Genomic DNA, 22,840 nt, shown 5'->3' on the forward strand with positions numbered 1-22,840 from the left:
AGTAGCGAGCTTGTCTCGCGATCTTTCAAGATCAAAAGATCGCGAGGCAAGCTCGCTCCTACGGTTTCTGCTGACAGTGCTCGGTGCGGCGTTGATGGGCATTTTGTTGCCATCGACGAAAAGATTTAAGGCCCCTCTAAACCCCTGTAGGAGCGAGCTCGTCTCGCGATCTTTCAAGATCAAAAGATCGCGAGGCAAGCTCGCTCCTACCGTTTCTGTTGACAGTGCTCGGTGCGGCGTTGATGGGCATTTTGTTGCCATCGACGAAAAGATTTAAGGCCCCTCTAAACCTCTGTAGGAGCGAGCTTGTCTCGCGATCTTTCAAGATCAAAAGATCGCATCCTACGGCAGCTAATGCGTAGGGGTTTAGAAGAATCGGGTCACGCTGATTTTGGCGTTGCGGCCTTGGCTGTAAGCGTTGGCGCCGCTGAGCATCGGCCGGTAGCTTTTGTTGAACATGTTATCCAGCGTGAAATTGACTTCTGTGCCTTTGAGGTACGGCTGTTGCGGTTTCCATTCGGCAAACAGGCCTTGCACGTTATACCCATCGTTGGCGTACTGGTTGTAGTAGCGGTCGCCCAGGACTGTCAGCGGACCCGGCCCGTATTTATCGCTAGGCAAACGGTCGGTTTTACGCACGAACTCGCCTTTCCAGCCGACACGAGCATCCAGGCTCGGTATCTTGGTACCCAGCACTGCAATCCACTTCGGCGCCGGAATGTCCCGCGCCCACACGTCCGGTCCCCACGGGTTGGTGTAAGCACCTTCGTGTTTCCCCGTCATCCATGCGTACGACAGTGAGCCAAATACGTAGGTCGAGTCGTAGAAGCTTTCGACTTCAAAGCCTTTGATGGTCACGCTGCCGATATTGCGGTAGTTGGGCATGGGTAACATCCCCGCACATTCCTTGGACATACCGCCGGCGGTGGTTTGCTGCGCGCAGCCGACACCCGTGGCTTTGAAAATCTCATTGTCGATTTTGTTGCGGAACAAGGTGGTGCGGATCAGGGCGTGGTCGCTGTCGCTGAAGATATGATCAAAGTTGGTGATGTTGCCCGCGCGCCAGCCGGTTATGCGCTCCGGATCGAGGTCCAGGCTGGTCGGCGTGCGGTTCCCTGAGCCCTGGACTTCGTACTGCTCGTCAATCAACGGCGCACGCCAGGTTTTGCTGTAGTCGACAAACAAGGCAGTGTTCTGGGTCACTTTCCAGAAGGCTGACAGACGAGGCGACCAACCGGTGTAGGTCTGGTTGCTGTAGTCGTGGCCCAGGTCAGCCTGGTTATAGAGCGGTGCGTCGTTCTTTTCACCCCGGTTGCGCACATGGTCGTAGCGCAGCGACGGGGTCAGGGTGAAATCGCCCCAGGTAATGGCGTCCTGAATATAAGCGCTGTTGGTGTCTACTTTGCCCTTGGGCATAAAGCTTGGCTGGTAATGACCCCAGTTGTATTTCTCGGACTCATAAATCCCGCCTGGCATCCACATGTCGACATCGCGTTTGTGCTTGCGCACTTGCACACCGGTGGTGATGGCATGGTCCAGCGGGCCGGTGGCAATCAAGCTGACGTTTTCGACCTGGAGCATGTCGTCAGTGTAGGCGGTATCCATTTTGCGGCCGCCGGTGGAGGGCTGGAAGTAAGCTTGTTCGCCGCGCTTGTCGGTCTGTTCGGTTTTGGAATGCGAGAGCTTCACTTCCAGGTCAATCAGCGGGTTATTCACAGGCTGATACTTGTATTGGCCCGACCAGGTGTTGTCGACGGTCGAGCGGTTGGACAAGTAGCGACGGGTAGCACCGTCATAACCGTATTTGTCGATGGTGGCCTGGCTGGGCGGAGCCGGGTAGCTGATCGCCGAGAAGGGCACCCACAGGGCATTGTTCACATGGGAATAGGTCATGCCCGCGCTGTGTTCTTCGTTGAAGTGCAGGTTTACCTTGAGCAGTTGGGCGTCCAGGTCCTGGGCGGTATTGGGCAGGCGTTTGGGATTGATCGGGTATTCGTTTTTCGGGTCGGGGATGTGGCCGGCCAGTTTCATGTCGTCGCCGTCGCGTTTGGTGTAATACACCAGCGCATCAGCGCGGCCATCGTCGGTGCGACCGTATACGGCGCCGCTGTAGACCTGTTGGTGGTCGTTGCTGCTGTAGCCGTACTTGAGCATGCCACCGGTGTTTTTGCCGTCTTCGAGCAGATCGGGCGCATCTTTGGTGATCATGCGCACGGCACCGGCAAAGCCGCCGTTGCCGGTGCGCACGTCGTGGGGGCCTTTCTCGACTTCCAGTCGCTTGATCAGTTCCGGCTCAACAAAGATCGTGCCTTGCATGTAGCGCTCAAAACCGCTTTTGGTCGCGCCGTCGACGGTCAGCTGGACGTCTTCGGCTTCGCCCAGGCCCCAGATATTGATGGTCTGGCCACCAGGTTTGAGCGAGCCGCCCAGGTAGATGCCGGGCAGGGTGGACAGCAGGCTCGGGATATTGTTGGCCTGATAGCGGTTGATTTCGGCCTGGGTCATGGTCGATTTGCCGACGTTGCTGGAGTCGACTTCATTTCCGTTACCGACCACGCTGAGTGCACTCAGCTCAAGGCTGTTGCTGGTGGTGGTGCCTTGCTCTTTGGGGCGCACGACGTAGGTGCTGTCCACCTGGATCAAACTGAAATCAGTGTCTTTGAGCAACTGCCTGATGGCGTCTTGCGCGTTGTAGGAGCCGCTCAGGGCAGGGGCTTTGATGTTGCGCAGCAGCGCTTCGTCGAACAGCAGAGCGATATTTGCCTGTTGCGCGATGTCACTCAACGAGCTGGCCAGCGATTGCGCCGGCAGCTGCAGTTGGATCGATTCGGCGTGGGCAGACAGGCTGACCGTCATGCACGCGGCGAGCAAGGTCGGACGGGTGCACAAATACGAGAAGTGATGTGGTGCGCGAAACATGAAATCCCCCAGTGCGGCAACAAAGGCCAAAAAAGACATGCGTTAGCAACGCAGACCGAAGGAAGACGCAGCACGAATGAAAATCCACATATGCGAATGCAAAATATTCGCATATGTTTTTTTAGCGCGGTTCGATACGTATTTTCCCGCTGTCCAGCAACACCGTTTTGACCGGGATCAGCGCGGGCAGGGCTTTGACCAGTGCCAGTGGGTCGGCGGTGTTGAGATTGCCCGAGACCTTGTAGTGTTCGAGTGGCCCGCTCGCCAGCTCAATGATCCCTGGGCGATACAGATCAAGCTCATCCACCAGGCTGGCCAGCTCGCGATTGCGAAACGACAAGTGGCCGCTGCGCCAGTTGCCGGCTTCGTTGGCGTTGAGGGTGTGTGCTTGCAGGGTGCCTTTGGCGTAGGAATAGGTGGCCTGTTGCTGAGCGCCAAGCAAGGTCGAGGTGTTGGCATCGGGCATGAACGCGACTTGGCCGTGGGCGACGCTGACTTCCAGTTGGCGCGGGCTGCGGCGTACATCAAAACCGGTGCCCACCACTTTGATCTGCGCGTCACCGGCATGCACCACCAGCGGGTGTTCTTTATTGGGCGCGACGTCGATGTACAGCTGGCCATGCTCCAGGTAAATGTTGCGCACCTGAGCCGTGAAATCGATTCGCAGTTGGGTATTGGCGTTGACGTTCAACGTGCTGCCATCGGGCAGGAGTATGGTTTTGGGCCCTTGGGAGGTAGTGGCCACTTGCTGCTGATAGAGCGCCACCGGCGTGCCGATATTGAGGGCGAAGATGGCACATAAAATCGCTGCCGCCGTGGCCATGGCAAAGCCGTAACCCTTGCGAGAAGGTTTTTTGACGGGCAAAGGCACGGGCTGGTCCAGTTGTTCAAGTTCACCCAGGTCGGCCCACAATGCTTCGAATTCGGCGTAGGCCCGGGCATGGGCCGGGACCGCGTACCAGGCGCTGAACGCGGGGTCTGCCGGGGCGTTGTGCGCGTCACGGTTGCGGGTAAACCACTGGGCAGCCTGCGCGTCAATGCTGTCGATGTCGCTCGTTTCAAATGGGCTCATTGTGGCTGTACCTTGCCGTTTTCCCGTTGTAGATGTTGCTTGCAGTGCAACAAGGCAAAGGCGATGTGCTTTTCCACCATGCTGACGGAGATCCCCATGCGTTCGGCGATTTGCGCCTGACTTAACCCTTCAAAGCGATGCAGCATAAGGGCTTCACGACGCCTGGGCGAGAGTTCGGCGAGCACGCTTTTGAGTTGCTCAAGGCGTTGCAGGCGCTGGGCAGCGGCCATCGGCTCATCCCTCTCATCGCTTAAAGGCTCGGTGGCAGGTTCCAGATGTTCGCTGTGTGCCTCATGGCGCACCTGCTGGCGGCGCCAATGATCGCGCAGCAGGTTGCGCGCCACCTGGAACAGAAACGCCCGCGGTTGCTCGACCTTGGCCCGGTCCTGATAACCCAGCCATTGGGTGAATACGTCTTGGGTCATGTCAGCGGCATCGCTGGCGTTGTCGGTACGCTTGCGCAGGAAGTGCAGAATTTGCGTATAGAACTCGCGAAAGGATTCGGCCGCCAACGGATCGGGTTTGAAGCGAGACATGTAGGTCCTTCCAGGAACACTGTTGCAGTCAAGCCGCGAATGGTATCGAGAATGATTGCTATTTGTCTCGCTTTATTAGCGATGTCTCTGAATCCTGTAGGAGCGAGCTTGTCTCGCGAGCTTTTAAACGATCAAAAGATCGCGAGGCAGTTGGCTCCTACAGTCGTGATGGGGGGTTACACCTCCACCGGGACTGAATGCTTGGTGTAGCCCAGCGGGTGAGTTTTGGAATTAAAGAAGCGCAACGTCAGTTTCGTATCGGCAAACAGCGCGGCGTAGTGGTTTTTCTGGAAACGGATAAACGCTTCGCTGCGCGGGTAGATCGAGATGCAGAGGGTTTTCAGCGGTGCTTGGCGCAGGGCATCGATCAGGTGCTGGTCTTGCTCGCCCAGGCTGTGGCCGAAGATGCACAGCGCGTCTTTGTGAGCCATCAGTTGTTCATGGCAAAAGGTCAGGTAGTCGCAGTAGCGAATGGTTTTGCGTTTGTCGTCGCTGCTGCTTTCACTGACAAACAGCGGCACATCGTCCAGCGCGCTGATGGAGTGATTGACCGCAAAACTGCTGAGCAAGGAGGCCTCGTTCGCGTGGATCTTGCGAGCCTTGCCTTCCTGATTCTTCACCAGGTGCATGGCGCCGTGCAGGTACAAGACCCGAGTGCCCTTGCTTTTGCCACGGGTGCTGCCCAGCTCAAAGGTGGCGCTCTGGTTATCGAACAGGTCATTGAACTGTTTGGGCGCCTGCATCACGGCCCAAGGGGCAAGCAGGTCGTAGTTGGAGCAGTACACCGTGGCATACCGGGCCAGTTCCTGTTGCCAGCAGGCCAGGGTGTCGGCTTGCATCAGGCGCCAGGGGATGTGCACGTCTTGAGTACAGTTGATCAGGGCTTCCTTGATCGCGTAATAACGTTTGCGCGGGGACGCGGAGCTGATCGCCAGCGCTTTATTGACCTTGCTGGCGGTCTTCAAGGCGCTGAGCACGTGCTCGAAATTGCGCGTGCCCAAGGCATCAAACACGCTGAGTTCAGTGGGGCTCAGGGGCTTTTCGCTGACGCTCTTGGCTTTTTCAAACAACGAATCGTAATAAAAGTCATGCCACACGGCCATGCTCGCGCCGTTACCCACCAGCAGCCCGGTGCAGGGTTGGCTGGCGCTGAGCGCGTTCCAGTCTTCTAGTTCGGCATCAAATTCCTGGAAGGGAGTCATGTCTATTTGTTTCTCGATACTGGGGCGGTGCGGGACTTTATCACGACCAAGACTTGAGCCAGATCAACATCTGAGCCATTTGATTGGAGGAAGCTAGCTTGACCCACACAACAAGCGTTGCGGGTAGTGCCCGCCAAAAGGACTCACCATGACCAGCACTTTTTTTATCCCTGCCGTGAACATCATGGGCAATGGCTGCCTTGAAGAAGCCATGACCGCGATTCGCAACTATGGATTTCGCAAGGCCTTGATTGTCACGGACGCAGGGCTGGCCAAGGCCGGTGTAGCGACGCTTATTGCTGAAAAACTTGCACAGCAGGACATCGAGTCGGTGATTTTTGACGGTGCCAAGCCGAACCCGAGCATTGCTAACGTGCAAGCCGGTTTGAAAGTCCTCAAGGAGCATGCGTGTGATTTCGTAGTGTCACTGGGCGGCGGCTCGCCCCATGACTGCGCCAAGGGCATTGCACTGTGCGCCACCAACGGTGGGCATATCCGTGACTATGAAGGTGTTGATCAGTCGGCCAAGCAGCAACTGCCATTGGTGTCGATCAACACCACGGCGGGTACGGCCAGTGAGATGACGCGTTTCTGCATCATCACCGACGAAGAACGCCACGTAAAAATGGCCATCGTCGACCGTAACGTGACCCCGCTGTTGTCGGTCAATGATCCTGAGTTAATGGTGGCAATGCCTAAAGGGCTGACTGCGGCGACTGGCATGGATGCGTTGACCCATGCGATCGAAGCGTATGTGTCGACGGCTGCGAACCCAATTACCGATGCCTGCGCGATTAAAGCCATGGAGTTGATCAGCAAGAACCTGCGCCAGGCGGTCCGTGACGGCAAGGATTTGGTTGCGCGCGAGAATATGGCCTACGCCCAGTTTTTGGCCGGGATGGCGTTCAACAACGCTTCGCTGGGGTTTGTGCATGCCATGGCGCACCAATTGGGCGGCTTCTATGACTTGCCGCACGGCGTGTGCAACGCCGTGTTGCTGCCGCATGTGCAAACGTTCAACGCCAGTGTCTGCGCGCAGCGTTTGACTGACGTGGCGCATGCACTGGGCGCTGATGTTCGTGGCTTGAGCCCGGAAGAGGGCGCACAGGCGGCGATTGCGGCCATTCGCACATTGGCCAAGGACGTCGAAATCCCGGCGGGACTTCGTGACCTGGGCGCCAAACTGGATGACATCCCGGTGTTGGCAAGCAATGCGTTGAAGGATGCGTGTGGGTTTACCAACCCGCGTCAAGCCGATCAACACCAGATCGAAGAGATCTTCCGTAGCGCGTTTTAAGCGACTGGCGGGTTTAGACTTTTGAAAGCCCGCGCCTACAAGGTTGGGCGCATAAAAAAACGGCCAGGTTATTCACCTGGCCGTTTTTGTGTCTGGCTTGAAAGCGCTTATTGCACTTCGACGGCCAGGCTGTCGTGGATCTTTTGTTGCCAGATGGCCGGGCCGGTGATGTGCACCGACTCGCCTTTGCTGTCGACTGCCACAGTGACTGGCATGTCTTTCACGTCGAACTCGTAGATCGCTTCCATGCCCAGTTCGGCAAACGCCACCACGCGGGATTTTTTGATCGCCTGGGCAACCAGGTAGGCAGCACCACCCACGGCCATCAGGTACACGGCTTTGTGTTCCTTGATCGCTTCGATGGCAGTCGGGCCGCGCTCGGATTTACCGATCATGCCCAGCAGGCCGGTCTGGTCGAGGATCTGGCGGGTGAACTTGTCCATCCGTGTTGCAGTGGTCGGACCCGCCGGCCCCACCACTTCGTCGCCTACCGGGTCAACCGGGCCAACGTAGTAGATGAAGCGGCCCTTGAGGTCGACCGGCAAGGTTTCACCCTTGTTGAGCATTTCGACCATGCGCTTGTGCGCTGCGTCGCGACCGGTGAGCATTTTGCCGTTCAGCAGGACGGTCTCGCCCGGCTTCCAGCTCTGTACTTCTTCCGGAGTCAGGGTGTCGAGGTTGACACGGCGGGCCGATGGGCCAGCTTCCCAGACGATTTCCGGGTAGGCATCGAGCGGTGGCGCTTGGAGTTCAGCAGGGCCCGAACCGTCGAGCACAAAGTGTGCGTGGCGGGTGGCCGCGCAGTTCGGGATCATGCAGACCGGCAACGAGGCCGCGTGGGTCGGGTAGTCCATGATCTTGACGTCGAGCACGGTGGTCAGACCGCCCAGGCCCTGGGCGCCGATGCCCAGTTGGTTGACCTTCTCGAACAGTTCGATACGCATTTCTTCGATACGGTTGCTCGGGCCGCGCTTGATCAGGTCGTGAATGTCGATGGACTCCATCAACACTTCCTTGGCCATCACCGCCGCCTTTTCAGCCGTACCGCCGATGCCGATACCGAGCATGCCCGGTGGGCACCAGCCCGCGCCCATGGTCGGAACGGTCTTGAGCACCCAGTCAACGATCGAGTCGGACGGGTTGAGCATGGCCATTTTCGACTTGTTCTCGGAACCGCCGCCCTTGGCTGCTACGTCCACTTCCACGGTGTTGCCTGGAACGATGGAGTAGTGGATCACCGCCGGGGTGTTGTCCTTGGTGTTGCGGCGAGCACCGGCCGGGTCGGCCAGGATGGAAGCACGCAGAACGTTTTCCGGCAGGTTGTACGCGCGACGCACGCCTTCGTTGATCATGTCGTCCAGGCTCATGGTGGCGCCGGTCCAGCGCACATCCATGCCCACACGCACGAATACGGTGACGATGCCGGTGTCCTGGCAAATCGGGCGGTGGCCAGTGGCACACATGCGCGAGTTGATCAGGATTTGCGCCATCGAGTCACGGGCCGCTGGCGATTCTTCGCGCAGGTAGGCTTCGTGCATGGACTGAATGAAGTCAACGGGGTGGTAGTAAGAAATGAATTGCAGGGCGTCAGCAACGCTCTGGATCAAATCGTCTTGCTTGATCACGGTCATGGGTCGCGCTCCTCTATAAGACGGGAACATTCAATCAATAAGGTGTTTGCGACCTGGGTGCTTCGGTCTGTCGTAAACAACTTGAGAGATGCACCGGGCACGCAGGCCCGGCACAAAAAAGGCGCGGCAGTATAACCCGAGGCTGTCTTTGATACACCTGAGCAAGCAAAACTTGTAGCCGCTGCTGAAGGCTGCGATAAGGGCCGCAGGACCTTCGCTTTACGGGGCTTGTGAGCACAGAGGTGCTTCAAGTGGTAAGCGGTGCTGTAGCGTCTATAAGACTAATTACCCACAGGAGGCCAGAAGTGCCCGAGTTACACGTCGCCGATAAATGCTGGTCAGTCGAGCAGGGCAGTAACTTGCTGGATGCCTTGAACCAGGCGGGCGTTGCTGTGCCGTACAGTTGCCGGGCGGGTAGTTGCCATGCCTGTCTGGTGCGTTGCGTGCAAGGGGAACCCCTGGACCTCAAACCACAGGCGTTGGCCCTGGCGCAGCACGAGCAAGGCTGGCGCCTGGCGTGTCAGTGCCAGGTGGTTGAAGATCTGCAGATTGAGGCCTTTGACCCTGAGCGCGACGGCCTGCCTGCCCAGGTGTCGGCACTGGACTGGCTCAGCCCTACGGTTCTGCGCCTGCGGTTGGTGACGCAGCGCCCTTTGCGTTATCGGGCTGGCCAGCATGTGGTGCTGTGGACGCCCGGCGGTATTGCGCGGCCTTATTCGTTGGCCAGCCTGCCGGAAGAAGACCGCTTTCTGGAGTTTCATCTTGATTGCGCGCACCCCGGTGAGTTTGCCGATGCCGCGCGGCAGTTCAAGGTCGGCGAGCTGGTGCGTTTGGGCGAATTGCGCGGCGGGGCGTTGCGCTATGACCCGGACTGGCAGGAGCAGCCTTTGTGGCTACTGGGTGCGGGCACTGGCCTGGCCCCTTTGTCGGGTGTGTTGCGCGAGGCGCTGCGTCAGGAGCATCAGGGGCCAATCCGAGTGGTGCATGTGGCTCGGGATGACAGCGAGTTTTATCTTGCCGCCGAGTTGCAGGCCTTGGCCGCCGAGCATCCCAACTTGACGGTCGAGTGGGTGTTGCGCAGCCAATTGGCGGATTATCTACCGCAACTGCGGGTGATGGCGCGTCAGACTCACGCCTTGGTCTGCGGCCACCCGGACACGGTTGAAGCGTTTGCCAAGCGTCTATTTCTGGCCGGGCTGTCGCGCAATCAATTGCTGGCCGATCGTTTTTTGACCCGCGGCTGAACTGGCAAAACTGTAGTCGCTGCCCAAGCATGAGGCTGCGTAGCGGACCTGAGCGGCGATCTTTCGGCCCGCATCGCAGCCGTCGTTCCTCGGCAGCCACTTCAAGAGTTTCTGCAATCTTGCAAAAAAGCCCCGCCTGATTGCTCGGGCGGGGCTTTGGGTGTGGGCCGATTAAGGCTTAAACCATTTTGTCGCCGACATGCAGGATCTTCATGCCGTTGGTGCCACCGATGGTGTGGTAGCTGTCGCCCTTGGTCAGGATGACCCAGTCACCGTTCTCGACGACGCCACGCTTGAGCAGCTCGTCAATGGCGGCCTGGCTGACTTGTTCTGGCGGCAGCGAAGCCGGGTCGAACGGTACGGTGTAAACGCCACGGAACATGGCTGCGCGGGCCTGGGTTTCGCGGTGCGGGGAGAACGCGTAGATCGGCACCGAAGAACGGATACGCGACATGATCAACGGTGTGTAACCGCTTTCAGTCAGGGCGATGATCGCTTTGACGCCAGGGAAGTGGTTGGCGGTGTACATGGCCGCCAAGGCAATGCTCTGGTCGCAGCTTTCGAAGGTTTTGCCGATACGGTGGCTGGAGGTTTTGCTGGTCGGGTGCTTTTCGGCACCGGCGCAAATGCGCGCCATGGCCTGCACGGCTTCCAGAGGGTAGGCACCGGCAGCACTTTCAGCCGACAGCATCACGGCATCGGTGTAGTCGAGCACGGCGTTGGCCACGTCAGACACTTCGGCACGGGTTGGCATCGGGTTCTGGATCATCGACTCCATCATCTGGGTCGCAACGATCACCGCTTTGTTGTGACGGCGAGCGTGCAGGATGATCTTTTTCTGGATACCGACCAGTTCTGCGTCGCCGATTTCAACGCCCAGGTCGCCACGGGCAACCATGACCGCGTCGCTGGCTTTGATCAGTGCGTCGAGGGTTTCGTCGTCGGCCACGGCTTCGGCACGTTCAATCTTGGCGACCAACCAGGCTACACCGCCTGCTTCGTCACGCAGTTGGCGGGCGTATTCCATGTCCGCGGCGTCACGCGGGAACGACACGGCGAGGTAGTCGACTTCCATTTCGGCAGCCAGCTTGATGTCGGCCTTGTCTTTTTCAGTCAGTGCAGGTGCAGTCAGGCCGCCACCGCGACGGTTGATGCCTTTGTGGTCCGACAGTGGGCCGCCGATCAGGACGACGCAGTGCAGGGCGTCTTCAGTGGCGGTTTCAACGCGCATGACCACGCGACCATCATCGAGCAGCAGTTCGTCACCGACGCCGCAATCCTTGACCAGATCCGGGTAGTCGATGCCGACGATGTCTTGAGTGCCTTCTGTCAGCGGGTGGCTGGTGGAGAAGGTGAAACGGTCACCGATTTTCAGTTCGATGCGTTTGTTGGCGAATTTGGCGATACGGATTTTCGGGCCTTGCAGGTCACCCAGCAACGCAACGAAACGGCCGTGCTTGGCTGCGATGTCACGCACCAGCTTGGCGCGAGCCTTGTGCTCATCGGGAGTGCCATGGGAAAAGTTCAGACGGGCGACGTCCAGGCCAGCCAGGATCAGCTGTTCAAGCATCTCCGGTGAGTTGCTGGCAGGGCCAAGTGTGGCAACGATTTTAGTACGACGAACGGACATGCATAGACTCCTGAGTTCAAGCGCTGCCAAAGGCTACTATGGTCTTTGGCTGTAGTCATTGTTCCTCTGCACTACTTTCGACTTAAGTTGTGGTGCACAGGATGTGAAGAATTTGCAGCAGGGGTCGATACACTGTTGAGAACAGGAGATACCCATGCGCTTTTTGCTTGTTTTAGTGATGCTCGCCAGTGTCACCGGCTGTACCCGCTGGTCAATGAACCACCATTTGAACAGCGCCTACCGCGCCTACGATCGCGGCAATTGCGAGGCCGTGATGCTCGAGTTGTCTGAGGTTGACCGTGAAAGTCGCAGCCGGCCCTATATCTGGCCGCAAACGGCAATGTTGCGTGGATTGTGTCTGGAGCGTACAAAGTTCTACCTGGATGCCGCCCAAACTTACCAATACATCATTAATGAGTTTCCGAAGAGCGAATATGCTTACCGGGCGAAGGCCCGAATCGAGACGTTGCGTATTCTTAAATTCATCCCGGGCCCAGGCACAGCTCAAGCGCTGCCGGCGACCATTCCGGCGGGTGGACGTTTTAACACGCCTTGAAAGGGTGTGATCACACAGCGGTGTGATAGCAGTAGTCAGTAGTGGCTCTTTGATGTTGTTTCGTGATTGTTACTATGCTTTTCAACGGATGTGCATGAAACACAAAGTGTCTCAGTGTCCGGTTGGCAGCGCTTGAGTGCGCGATCTTCCGGGCGGTTACCCCGGGCCTTTAAAAGTGTGGATTCAACATGGTTACTGAACGCCGTATCCAGCGTCACGAATTAGCTTCTTTCTTGAAGGTATTCAATCGATTCACGGACAAGCCCATGGGGTATTTGGGCAATGTGTCGCAGGGTGGTCTGGTGTTGATCAGCCAACTGCCACTGCTGGTGGGGGCCGATTTTCAACTGCGGCTCAAGCTGCCGTGCAGCAATGGCCAGTTTCAACTGGTCGATCTTGTCGCGCGCTGCCTGTGGTGCCGTGAAGATGTAACCCCGACCTTCTATGACTCCGGTTTTATTCTCTATCAGCCGCCAGACGAGTACCTCGCTCTCATTGGCGATTTGCACCACTACTTCAGTTTCCACCCGATGCAAGCCTCCGTTTGATGAGCCGGTGCAGGTGGGCAGTATTCGCCTGTGCTGGTTCGTGCTGGTCTAGCCGGGCTGTGAACGCCTAGACTGAGCGCGAATATTGCTCAGGAACACCCCGTGACTTCCATTTTTTGGTACGACTACGAAACCACCGGCATCAATCCGCGCAGCGATCGTGCGGTGCAGGTTGCCGGTATCCGCACCGATTTCGACCTCAATGAGATTGACCAGCCGGTCAATCTGTATTGTCAGCCCAGCGACGATATTCTGCCGCACCCCATTGCTTGCCTGGTGACCGGCATTACCCCGGGCATTCTTGAAGACAAGGGCTTGGGGGAAGCCGAGTTCATGACGCGCACCCATGCGCAATTGGCGCAGCCTGGCACGTGCGGCGCGGGCTACAACACCTTGCGCTTTGACGACGAAGTCACGCGATACAGTCTGTACCGAAACTTCTTCGATCCTTACGCGCGCGAATGGCAAGGCGGTAACAGTCGCTGGGACCTGATCGATGTTGTGCGTACGACTTATGCACTAAGGCCGCAAGGCATTGTTTGGCCCGAAGAGGACGGGCGAGTGACGCTCAAGCTCGAGCGTCTGACGGCCGCCAACGGGATTGATCATGGTCAGGCGCACGATGCGTTGTCCGATGTGCGCGCAACCATCGCATTGGCGCGTTTGATTCGTGAGAAACAACCAAAACTTTATGACTGGTTATTTCAGTTGCGAACTAAACAGCGGGTGCTGGATCAAGTTCGGCTGTTGCAACCGATGCTGCATATTTCAGGGCGTTTCTCGGCGGCGCGGCATTATCTCGGGATCGTTTTACCCTTGGGGTGGCATCCTAAAAACCGCAATGCATTGATTGTCTACGACCTGCACTTTGATCCACAGCCTTTATTGGACATGGATGCTGAATCGCTGCGAGCACTGCTTTATACGCGTCGTGAAGAATTGCCTGAAGGGCAGGCGCCGATTGGGCTCAAGCTGATTCACGTTAATCGTTGTCCGGTGGTGGCGCCGTTAAATGTTGTGCGGGCACAGGACCAAGAGCGTTTGCAATTGGACATGGCTGAATATCAGGCCCGGGCCCAGGTGCTGAAGGCAGCCGAGGAAGTTTGGAAGCAAAAGTTAAATGTTATTTATGCGCACGAAGATTTCATTCCTAGCCAGGACCCTGAACAGCAACTGTATGACGGTTTTTTAGGTGACCGTGACCGGCGGCTGTGTGAGCAAGTACGCTTAAGTGACCCGGAACAGTTGGGAAAAGATGCGTGGCCTTTTGATGACGAACGGTTGCCCGAATTATTATTCCGTTACCGCGCGCGAAACTTTCCACATACCTTGAACGAGCAGGAACAGGCTCGTTGGCAAGTGTTTTGCCAGCAGCGGCTGACGGATCCGGAGCTGGGTGCGCCTTTAACCCTGAGCCAGTTCACCGAGGCCGCACAAGGCCTGGCGCGTAATGCAACGCCTGCCCAATTGAAGCTTCTGGAGCAGTGGCAGCGTTATGCCAAGAACTTGAGCGAGCGGATAGGGCTGCAAGCTCCAGCCGACACTACCGACTAAATACACGGCAATAAAAAAACGCCAGCAAGCTGGCGTTTTTTATGGGAGTTGCTGAACACGCGAGGTGTTCGCAATCACTTAGCCGAGCAAAGTTGCCCAGCCTTCAACCACGTCGCTGCCCCACTTGGCTTTCCACTCTTTTAGAGTTTTGTGGTTGCCACCTTTGGTTTCAATCACTTCGCCGTTGTGTGGGTTTTTGTATTGTTTAACCTTGCGAGCACGTTTGGTGCCGGTGGTTTTAACAACACCGCGCGGTGCTTTGGTTGCTTTGGACTCTGGGTCCAGCAGGGCAATGATGTCGCGCAGCGACTTTTGGTATTCGCCCATCAGAGTGCGCAGTTTGCCTTCAAATTCCAGCTCGGTTTGAAGTTTGTCGTCTTCGGACAGGTTCTTCAGGCGAGCTTGCAGTTCTTTGATGGCTTCTTCTGTTGCGCGGTATTCGTTGATCAAGGACATGAGGCTTACCTTATGCTGAAGTGATGACAGGGATACAGTGGGGGCAATAATAGTCAGACAGTTACTGCAAGTAAATATCCAATCAAGGATTAATTTAAATTTTTATTCATTAACTTTTGTCGGTGTGCAATATGAGGCCTGTTAAATAGGGTCGATGCCTTGGCTTTATCAAAGTCATTAATAAATAGTATCAACGGATCGATAAAATCAATGCAGACCACGGCGCTGTTGGGGGCCAGCCCTTTTGCAACGCGCGCCCGTGGCGCAGGTAATAAGGCTCAACGAATACTGTAGTTTTGCTGCGCACTCGCTAGAATGGCGGCCTTAGTAAAGTTTTGGAGTTTTTCCCTCATGCGCACTTTTCGGTTGGTGATTGCGTGCCCCGACGGCGTCGGCATTGTGGCCAAGGTCAGTAATTTCCTGGCTTCCCACAATGGCTGGATCACTGAAGCGAGCCACCATTCGGACGATCAAAGCGGTTGGTTCTTTATGCGTCACGAAATTCGTGCCGACTCTTTGCCCTTTGGACTCGAAGCTTTTCGTGAGGCCTTTGCCCCGATCGCTGAAGAGTTTTCGATGCAGTGGCGTATTACTGACACTGCGCAAAAAAAACGCGTGGTGTTGATGGCCAGCCGTGAATCTCATTGCCTGGCAGATTTGCTGCATCGCTGGCACAGCGATGAACTGGACTGCGATATTGCCTGCGTCATTTCGAACCACAATGATTTGCGCAGCATGGTCGAGTGGCACGGTATTCCTTTCTATCACGTGCCGGTTGATCCGAAAGACAAGCAGCCAGCGTTTGCCGAAGTGTCGCGTCTGGTCAAGCATCACGAGGCTGAAGTCGTGGTCTTGGCGCGCTACATGCAGATTCTGCCGCCGGACCTGTGCAGCGAATACGCGGGCCAGGTCATCAACATCCACCACAGCTTCTTGCCGTCCTTCGTGGGGGCCAAGCCTTACCACCAGGCATCCATGCGCGGCGTGAAGCTGATTGGCGCAACGTGCCATTACGTCACCGAAGAGCTGGACGCTGGTCCGATCATTGAGCAGGACGTGGTGCGCGTCAGCCACAGCGACAGCATTGAAGACATGGTGCGTTTCGGCCGTGATGTCGAGAAGATGGTGCTGGCCCGTGGCCTGCGTTATCACCTCGAAGACCGTGTGTTGGTGCACGGCAACAAAACCGTCGTATTTTAAGCCGTAGTCGCTGCCGCAGGCTGCGATGGGTGCGGAGTAACCTGTTTTTTCTGAAAACCCCGCAATCCCATTGCAGCCCACGGCAATGATTCAGAGAGGCGCGCCATGAACGATCCACTCGACAAGGCCACATCCCGCGCGCCCGCCACCTTGGGCGAAGGTTGTTTGAGTCGTTATGACCCGGACGCGCTCAGCCCAGACGACGGCACTGAGTTTCCTGACGCTGCCAGGCTTTGGGATGAGCTGCAGCAAAACGCTGAAATCGACCCTGACCTCTAGCCGTTCCCGGCTGCCCCTTTGATTGTCGCGACGAACACGGTCTGGCCCTCCCGGGTCGCAGGCCGGTGCGCTGCTGTTCGCGTTTTAAAGTGGGCAGACTCGTACTAAATCGGGAATTTTCTGGTCTAGCATTAAGGAATGCATTAATCCGGGTCCGCAAATGACTAATCAAAGGTGGCAACATGCCTGACTCTTCTGCACTAGTTCTGGGGGCTGACCTCGCTGATCAGCCCATTGCCCAGTCATTGCGCCTGGCCAATCGCCATGGCTTGGTGGCGGGCGCCACGGGTACCGGCAAAACCGTCACCCTGCAACGTTTGGCTGAGCAGTTCAGTGAGGCGGGGGTGGCTGTCTTTGCTGCCGATATCAAGGGCGACCTGTGTGGGTTGGGCGCGGCCGGAAATCCGCAAGGCAAGATTGCAGAGCGTATTGCCGGCATGCCGTGGCTGAATTATCAGCCCAAGGCTTACCCGGTCACCCTGTGGGATATCCAGGGCAAAACAGGTCATCCGTTACGCACCACCTTGAGCGAGATGGGGCCATTGCTGCTCGGGAGCCTGCTTGAGCTGACAGACAGCCAGCAGTCCGCCTTATATGCAGCCTTTAAAGTGGCTGATCGCGAGGGGTTGTTGCTCCTTGACCTCAAGGACCTTAAAGCGTTGCTCGGGCATTTGCGAGATAACCCGCAAGTGCTGGGCGAGGACGCGGCCTTGATGACAACAGGGTCCAGCCAGGCATTGTTGCGTCGTTTGGCGACGCTTGAGCAGCAGGGTGCCGAATCGTTGTTTGGTGAGCCGGCGCTGCAACTCGAAGACCTTCTGCAGCCCGCCAGCGATGGTCGTGGGCGTATCCACCTGCTGGACGCCAGCAGACTGGTGCATGAGGCACCCAAAGTGTATGCAACTTTTCTGCTGTGGCTTTTGGCTGAGCTGTTTGAGCAATTGCCGGAGCGTGGCGATGCCGACAAGCCTTTGCTGGCGTTGTTTTTCGACGAGGCGCACTTGCTGTTTGCAGGCACGCCCAAGGCGCTGCAGGACCGCCTGGAGCAAGTGGTTCGGCTGATTCGCTCGAAAGGGGTGGGCGTGTACTTTGTCACGCAATCACCGGCGGACTTGCCTGACACGGTGCTGGCGCAATTGGGCTTGCGTATCCAGCATGGATTGCGCGCGTTCACGGCCAAAGAGCAAAAGTCGCTGAGGGCTGTGGCCGACGGTTTTCGCCCAAACCCGGCATTTAGTGCGTTGGCGGTGCTGACCGAGTTGGGGACGGGCGAGGCCTTGGTGGGCATGCTTGAGGAAAAGGGCACTCCAGCGATGGTTCAGCGTGTGTTGATTGCGCCACCGCAGTCGCGCATTGGACCGCTGAGCGAGGCTGAGCGGGCGGCCTTGATTGCCAGTTCGCCGTTGCAGGGGCGTTACGACAAGCCGATAGACCGTGAGTCGGCTTACGAGGTGCTGCAGGCTCGCAAGGGCCAGGCGCCAGAAGGGCAGGCGTCGGCGGCGCCCCATGAACCGAGCTTGCTGGATCAGGCGGGGGAGTTTTTGGGGACAAGTACGGGCAAAGCCCTGCAATCCATGGCACGCCAGGCCGCGAGCCAGATGGGCCGTCAATTGGTACGCGGGTTATTGGGGTCGTTGTTGGGTAACGGCAAGCGTAAATGAAGGGGGGGCATGCAACAGAAGCCGGTTTTTTGTGTAGAAGCTGGCGCAGGCTACGATTTTTTGGCTTGTCGTATCGATAGAGTGTGCAGCTTTACGGCTGCTCCGCAGTCGCAGGTAGCCTCGCAAAGCTTACCAACGGCTACAGGTGTATGGAGTCATTTTGTCTTGGCATGGCTTGCCAGTCGCTCCAGGGCTGCACGTAGCGCAGGATCGCTAATGCCCTCGGCGGTCGCCTGGATGGTTTGCCCGGCATCCACTGACAGGTCATGGGTGTGCCCGCCGACTTTGGCTTGCACGGTCGGCGGCTGCACTTTAAACAAAATCCGGGTCAGGCTGGCGAACTCATCAAACGCCTGCAACTGGCGCTGCAAGCGCTTCTGCTGATAGCGCAAGCGCGTGGCCCAGTGGCCATCTGTAACGATTAATAACAAACTACCTTCACGCCATGAGGCGACATGGCAGTGTTCGCGTGCAGCAGGCTGGAGCTGGCTTTCAAGCAGGCGCTGCAAATGGGCGAGGCGTTTGGCGTGGCCGAAAATGGCCCTTAGGGGCTTGGCCTCGCGAAGCAGAACGGCGGGTGCCCGTGCTGGGTGTGGGCGAAATGCCATGTTTAAACACCTGAGAAAACTGAGCGGCAATCTTAGCAGAAACCGCCATTTGCCTCGACATAGACCTGAAACGCTTAAGTTTATTTGCAAAATCAATAGCTAACTTCTGCACCGCATGGGTTGAAGTTCCGCAAAAAGGGCTTATTTTAGTCAGGCCCCGTCACAACGCTGTACCAGTATCGTGGAATAACGCCACTTTCCTCACCGCCGTTTCCGGGTAGAATGCTCGCTCGCATGCGGCCATCAGGGCTGCTCGGGCGACTCTCGGGGCCGCCCTCCATCCCTATGTGTGGAAGATCCTGCCGATATGTTTGCGCCTTTGTTAAAGAAACTTTTTGGAAGCAAGAACGAGCGCGAAGTTAAACGCATGCTCAAGACGGTACAGGTCGTTAATGCCTTCGAAGAGCAAATGGTTGCTCTGAGTGATGAGCAATTGCGCGCCAAGACCGAAGAGTTCAAGGCCCGCATAGCTAAAGGTGAGACCCTCGATCAATTGCTGCCTGAAGCCTTCGCGGTCTGCCGTGAAGCCGGTAAGCGCGTCATGGGCATGCGCCACTTCGACGTACAGTTGATCGGTGGCATGACCTTGCACGAAGGCAAGATCGCAGAAATGCGTACCGGTGAAGGTAAAACCCTGGTAGCGACCCTCGGTGTTTACCTCAATGCACTGTCCGGCAAGGGCGTGCACGTGGTGACCGTGAACGACTACCTGGCACGTCGTGATGCCAACTGGATGCGTCCGCTCTACGAGTTCCTTGGGCTCACGGTAGGTGTGGTTTCGCCATTCCAGCCACCTCAAGAGAAGCGTGAAGCCTACGCCGCCGACATCACTTACGGAACCAACAACGAGTTTGGCTTCGATTACCTGCGCGACAACATGGCTTTCAGCATGGAAGAAAAATTCCAGCGCGAGCTTAATTTCGCTGTAATCGACGAAGTCGACTCCATCCTCATCGACGAAGCCCGTACGCCGCTGATCATCTCTGGCCAGGCCGAAGACAGCTCTCGTCTGTACACCGAAATCAACAAGCTGATTCCGCGCCTTGAACAGCACGTCGAAGAAGTGGAAGGGCAGGTCACCAAGGCCGGCCACTTCACCATCGACGAGAAGACCCGTCAGGTCGAGCTCAACGAATCCGGTCACCAGTTTGTAGAAGACATGCTGACCCAGATCGGGCTGCTGGCCGAGGGTGAAAGCCTGTACTCGGCGCACAACCTGGGTCTTTTGACCCACGTGTACGCTGCGCTGCGCGCTCACAAGCTGTTCCATCGCAACATTGAGTACATCGTTGAAGATGGTCAGGTATTGCTGGTCGACGAACACACCGGCCGTACCATGCCGGGTCGCCGTCTGTCTGAAGGCTTGCACCAGGCGATCGAAGCGAAAGAGGGCCTGAACATTCAGGCAGAGAGCCAGACCCTGGCCTCGACGACCTTCCAGAACTACTTCCGTCTGTACAACAAGCTGTCCGGTATGACCGGTACTGCAGACACCGAAGCGTTTGAATTCCACCAGATCTACGGTCTGTCGGTGATGGTTATCCCGCCGAACAAGCCGCTGGCGCGTAAGGATTACAACGACTTGGTGTTCCTGACGGCGGACGAGAAGTACGCTGCCATCGTGGCTGACATCAAGGACTGCATGGAAAAAGGCCGTCCAGTGCTGGTCGGTACAGCCACCATTGAAACCTCTGAGCACATGTCCAACCTGTTGAAACAGGAAGGCATCGAGCACAAGGTGTTGAACGCCAAGTTTCACGAAAAAGAAGCTGAAATCATTGCACAGGCCGGTCGTCCGGGCGCACTGACCATCGCTACCAACATGGCCGGTCGTGGTACCGACATCCTGTTGGGCGGTAACTGGGAAGTGGAAGTTGCCTCGCTCGAGAACCCGACGCCAGAGCAAATTGCCCAGATCAAGGCCGATTGGCAGAAGCGCCACCAGCAAGTGCTGGAGTCGGGCGGTCTGCATGTAATTGCTTCCGAGCGCCATGAGTCGCGCCGTATCGACAACCAGTTGCGTGGTCGTGCCGGTCGTCAGGGTGATACCGGTTCCAGCCGCTTCTACCTGTCGCTGGAAGACAGCCTGATGCGTATCTTCGCCTCTGACCGGGTGAAGAACTTCATGAAGGCCCTGGGTATGCAGTCCGGCGAAGCGATTGAGCACCGTATGGTGACCAACGCGATCGAGAAGGCGCAGCGCAAGGTTGAAGGCCGCAACTTCGATATCCGTAAGCAATTGCTTGAGTTCGATGACGTTAACAACGAACAGCGTAAAGTGATTTATCACATGCGTAACTCGTTGCTGGCGGCTGAAAACATCGGCGAAACCATCGCTGACTTCCGCAAGGACGTACTCGACAGCACCGTGAGCGCACACATCCCGCCGCAATCGTTGCCAGAGCAGTGGGACATTGCTGGTCTGGAAGCGGCCATCGAAGGCGGCTTCGGTGTGAAACTGCCGATCCAGCAATGGCTCGACGAAGACGATCACCTGTACGAAGAAACCCTGCGCGAGAAGCTGCTGAACGAGCTGTTGGCGTCGTACAACGAAAAAGAAGAACAGGCCAGCGCACAAGCCCTGCGCACGTTCGAGAAGCAAATTGTGCTGCGTGTTCTGGACGATCTGTGGAAAGACCACCTGTCGACCATGGACCACTTGCGCCACGGTATCCACTTGCGCGGCTATGCGCAGAAGAACCCGAAGCAAGAGTACAAGCGCGAGTCGTACAACCTGTTCTCCGAGCTGCTTGATTCGATTAAGCGTGATTCGATCCGCGTACTGTCCCACGTACAGGTTCGTCGCGAAGATCCAGTTGAAGAAGAGGCGCGCCTGCGTCAAGAAGCTGAAGAGCTGGCTTCGCGCCTGCAATTCCAGCACGCCGAAGCACCAGGTCTTGATCAGCCTGATGCCATGGCTCAGGTGCTTGAAGGTGCAGACATCGCTGACGTCGATACATCGTCCGAGCCGGTGCGCAATGACCAGAAGCTGGGGCGTAACGAGCTGTGCTACTGCGGCTCGGGCAAGAAATACAAGCACTGTCACGGGCAAATCAACTAAAGCCCGCTTCATCTACTGAAACACCCGCGCCGCGACCGGCATTAGCCGTCGCGGCGTTTTACCATTGAATTCCCGCCCATTGGCGGAACTGTCATCTCTATTAAGGAGCGCGTCATGGCTGTTGGTCTTGGTCCTTTGCCTACTTTGCACCCGGTGGCCGGTTTTGAGCTGGGTATCTCTAGCGCCGGCATCAAGCGTCCCGGGCGTAAGGATGTGGTGGTCATGCGCTGCGCTGAAGGTTCGAACGTTGCTGGCGTGTTTACCTTGAATGCCTTTTGTGCAGCGCCGGTGATTCTGGCCAAGCAGCGCGTTCAGGGCCCTGTGCGCTACCTGTTGACCAACACCGGTAATGCCAACGCCGGTACCGGTGAGCCTGGCCTGATCGCGGCCACTCGCACGTGCGCCAAGCTGGCTGAACTGGCTGGAGTGGACGCCAGCGCCGTACTGCCGTACTCCACCGGCGTGATCGGTGAGCCACTGCCCGTTGAGAAAATCGAAGGGGCTTTGCAAGCCGCACTGGACGACCTGTCGGAAAACAACTGGGCCGAAGCGGCCACCGGCATCATGACCACTGACACCTTGCCTAAAGGTGCCAGCCGTCAGTTCGTGCACGAAGGTGTGACCATCACCGTGACTGGCATCAGTAAAGGTGCCGGGATGATCCGTCCGAACATGGCCACCATGCTGGGCTATATCGCAACTGACGCCAAAGTCTCGCGTGATGTCCTGCAAAACCTGCTGCTCGATGGAGCCAATAAGTCGTTCAACCGCATCACCATTGATGGCGACACGTCGACCAACGATTGCTGCATGTTGATCGCCACCGGCAAAGCCAATCTGCCAGAAATCACCGAAGCCAGTGGCCCGCTGTTCGCGGCCTTGAAGCAGGCGGTGTTTGAAGTGTGCATGGACGTGGCCCAGGCCATCGTGCGTGATGGTGAAGGCGCGACCAAGTTCGTGACCGTTGAAGTGAATGGCGGCGGCAATCACCAGGAATGCCTGGACGTGGGTTACACCGTGGCTCACTCGCCACTGATCAAGACCGCATTGTTTGCTTCTGATCCAAACTGGGGGCGTATCCTGGCCGCTGTAGGGCGTGCCGGTGTAGCGGATCTGGACGTGAGCAAGATCGACGTGTACCTGGGTGAAGTGTGTATCGCCAGCGGCGGTGCTCGCTCGGCCACTTACACCGAAGAACAGGGTTCGGCGGTGATGGCCCGTGAAGAGATCACCATTCGCATCGAACTGGGCCGCGGTACCGCCAGCGAGACCATCTGGACCACAGACTTGTCCCACGAGTACGTGAAAATCAACGCCGAATACCGTACCTGATCTCGCTACTGCGGGGGCGTGTGCTCCCGCAGCTCAAGGCTGGGTGGTTTGAAA

General features: G+C 57.3%; 18 protein-coding genes. 10 read left to right on the forward strand and 8 right to left on the reverse strand.

Translation table 11 applies throughout. The features are described from left to right. Positions 1–366: 366 nt before the first annotated feature. The 4 genes from NTD86_RS02840 to NTD86_RS02855 form a co-directional block, all read right to left on the reverse strand. The gene (locus NTD86_RS02840; protein ID WP_262200639.1) at positions 367–2,919 is read right to left on the reverse strand and encodes a TonB-dependent receptor; all 2,553 of its coding nucleotides are present in this window, start codon (positions 2,917–2,919) and stop codon (positions 367–369) included. Between the two features lie 121 nt (positions 2,920–3,040). Then, positions 3,041–3,991, reverse strand: a complete 951-nt coding sequence (locus NTD86_RS02845; protein WP_262200640.1) for a FecR family protein — start codon at positions 3,989–3,991, stop codon at positions 3,041–3,043. Continuing rightward, the gene (locus NTD86_RS02850; RefSeq protein WP_262200641.1) at positions 3,988–4,527 is read right to left on the reverse strand and encodes an RNA polymerase sigma factor; all 540 of its coding nucleotides are present in this window, start codon (positions 4,525–4,527) and stop codon (positions 3,988–3,990) included. The genes NTD86_RS02845 and NTD86_RS02850 overlap by 4 nt, the downstream gene beginning before the upstream one ends. Positions 4,528–4,703: 176 nt before the next feature. Continuing rightward, positions 4,704–5,729, reverse strand: coding sequence for a DUF4917 family protein (locus tag NTD86_RS02855; protein WP_262200642.1), 1,026 nt, complete (start codon positions 5,727–5,729; stop codon positions 4,704–4,706). Between the two features lie 148 nt (positions 5,730–5,877). Here NTD86_RS02855 and yiaY point away from each other — a divergent pair, with 148 nt between their 5' ends. Further along, positions 5,878–7,026, forward strand: a complete 1,149-nt coding sequence (gene yiaY / locus NTD86_RS02860; RefSeq protein WP_262200643.1) for an L-threonine dehydrogenase — start codon at positions 5,878–5,880, stop codon at positions 7,024–7,026. A 107-nt stretch (positions 7,027–7,133) separates the two neighbouring features. Here yiaY and NTD86_RS02865 read toward each other — a convergent pair whose 3' ends face one another. Then, a complete protein-coding gene (locus NTD86_RS02865) occupies positions 7,134–8,657 on the reverse strand; it encodes a fumarate hydratase (protein WP_262200644.1) in 1,524 nt (507 codons plus the stop codon). A gap of 305 nt (positions 8,658–8,962) precedes the next feature. Here NTD86_RS02865 and NTD86_RS02870 point away from each other — a divergent pair, with 305 nt between their 5' ends. Then, positions 8,963–9,901, forward strand: coding sequence for an iron-sulfur-binding ferredoxin reductase (locus NTD86_RS02870; RefSeq protein WP_262200645.1), 939 nt, complete (start codon positions 8,963–8,965; stop codon positions 9,899–9,901). Between the two features lie 178 nt (positions 9,902–10,079). Here NTD86_RS02870 and pyk read toward each other — a convergent pair whose 3' ends face one another. Beyond that, positions 10,080–11,531, reverse strand: coding sequence for a pyruvate kinase (gene pyk / locus NTD86_RS02875; protein ID WP_262200646.1), 1,452 nt, complete (start codon positions 11,529–11,531; stop codon positions 10,080–10,082). Positions 11,532–11,685: 154 nt separating this feature from the next. Here pyk and NTD86_RS02880 point away from each other — a divergent pair, with 154 nt between their 5' ends. The 3 genes from NTD86_RS02880 (at position 11,686) to sbcB (ending at position 14,189) form a co-directional block, all read left to right on the forward strand. Beyond that, the gene (locus NTD86_RS02880; RefSeq protein WP_262200647.1) at positions 11,686–12,087 is read left to right on the forward strand and encodes a tetratricopeptide repeat protein; all 402 of its coding nucleotides are present in this window, start codon (positions 11,686–11,688) and stop codon (positions 12,085–12,087) included. 188 nt (positions 12,088–12,275) lie between these two features. Then, on the forward strand, positions 12,276–12,635 hold the full coding sequence (locus tag NTD86_RS02885) for a PilZ domain-containing protein (RefSeq protein ID WP_262200648.1): 360 nt from the start codon (positions 12,276–12,278) through the stop codon (positions 12,633–12,635). A 102-nt stretch (positions 12,636–12,737) separates the two neighbouring features. Further along, on the forward strand, positions 12,738–14,189 hold the full coding sequence (gene sbcB / locus NTD86_RS02890) for an exodeoxyribonuclease I (RefSeq protein ID WP_262200649.1): 1,452 nt from the start codon (positions 12,738–12,740) through the stop codon (positions 14,187–14,189). Positions 14,190–14,267: 78 nt separating this feature from the next. Here sbcB and mvaT read toward each other — a convergent pair whose 3' ends face one another. After that, entirely contained in the window at positions 14,268–14,645 is a 378-nt protein-coding gene (mvaT, locus tag NTD86_RS02895; protein WP_262200650.1) for a histone-like nucleoid-structuring protein MvaT, read from the reverse strand. Between the two features lie 351 nt (positions 14,646–14,996). On the opposite strand from mvaT, the gene purU reads away from it, so the two are divergent. The 3 genes from purU to NTD86_RS02910 all read left to right on the forward strand — a co-directional run bounded on the left by purU (position 14,997) and on the right by NTD86_RS02910 (position 17,785). Beyond that, positions 14,997–15,845 carry a formyltetrahydrofolate deformylase gene (gene purU / locus NTD86_RS02900; RefSeq protein ID WP_262200651.1) on the forward strand — a complete coding sequence of 283 codons (849 nt, stop codon included), beginning with the start codon at positions 14,997–14,999 and terminating at the stop codon, positions 15,843–15,845. Positions 15,846–15,950: 105 nt separating this feature from the next. Beyond that, positions 15,951–16,124 (forward strand): hypothetical protein, encoded by a 174-nt coding sequence (locus NTD86_RS02905; RefSeq protein WP_262200652.1) that lies wholly within the window; start codon positions 15,951–15,953, stop codon positions 16,122–16,124. A gap of 182 nt (positions 16,125–16,306) precedes the next feature. Further along, positions 16,307–17,785 (forward strand): DUF853 domain-containing protein, encoded by a 1,479-nt coding sequence (locus NTD86_RS02910; RefSeq protein ID WP_262200653.1) that lies wholly within the window; start codon positions 16,307–16,309, stop codon positions 17,783–17,785. A gap of 155 nt (positions 17,786–17,940) precedes the next feature. On the opposite strand, the gene NTD86_RS02915 is transcribed toward NTD86_RS02910, so the two are convergent. Then, positions 17,941–18,393 (reverse strand): DUF721 domain-containing protein, encoded by a 453-nt coding sequence (locus NTD86_RS02915; protein ID WP_262200654.1) that lies wholly within the window; start codon positions 18,391–18,393, stop codon positions 17,941–17,943. Positions 18,394–18,700: 307 nt separating this feature from the next. Here NTD86_RS02915 and secA point away from each other — a divergent pair, with 307 nt between their 5' ends. Both secA and argJ read left to right on the forward strand, forming a co-directional pair. Continuing rightward, positions 18,701–21,454 (forward strand): preprotein translocase subunit SecA, encoded by a 2,754-nt coding sequence (gene secA, locus NTD86_RS02920; protein ID WP_262200655.1) that lies wholly within the window; start codon positions 18,701–18,703, stop codon positions 21,452–21,454. A gap of 114 nt (positions 21,455–21,568) precedes the next feature. After that, on the forward strand, positions 21,569–22,786 hold the full coding sequence (gene argJ, locus NTD86_RS02925) for a bifunctional glutamate N-acetyltransferase/amino-acid acetyltransferase ArgJ (RefSeq protein WP_262200656.1): 1,218 nt from the start codon (positions 21,569–21,571) through the stop codon (positions 22,784–22,786). The last annotated feature ends 54 nt before the right edge of the window (positions 22,787–22,840 follow it).

This window comes from Pseudomonas sp. 7P_10.2_Bac1, from assembly GCF_025465935.1.
Classification (GTDB): Bacteria; Pseudomonadota; Gammaproteobacteria; order Pseudomonadales; family Pseudomonadaceae; genus Aquipseudomonas.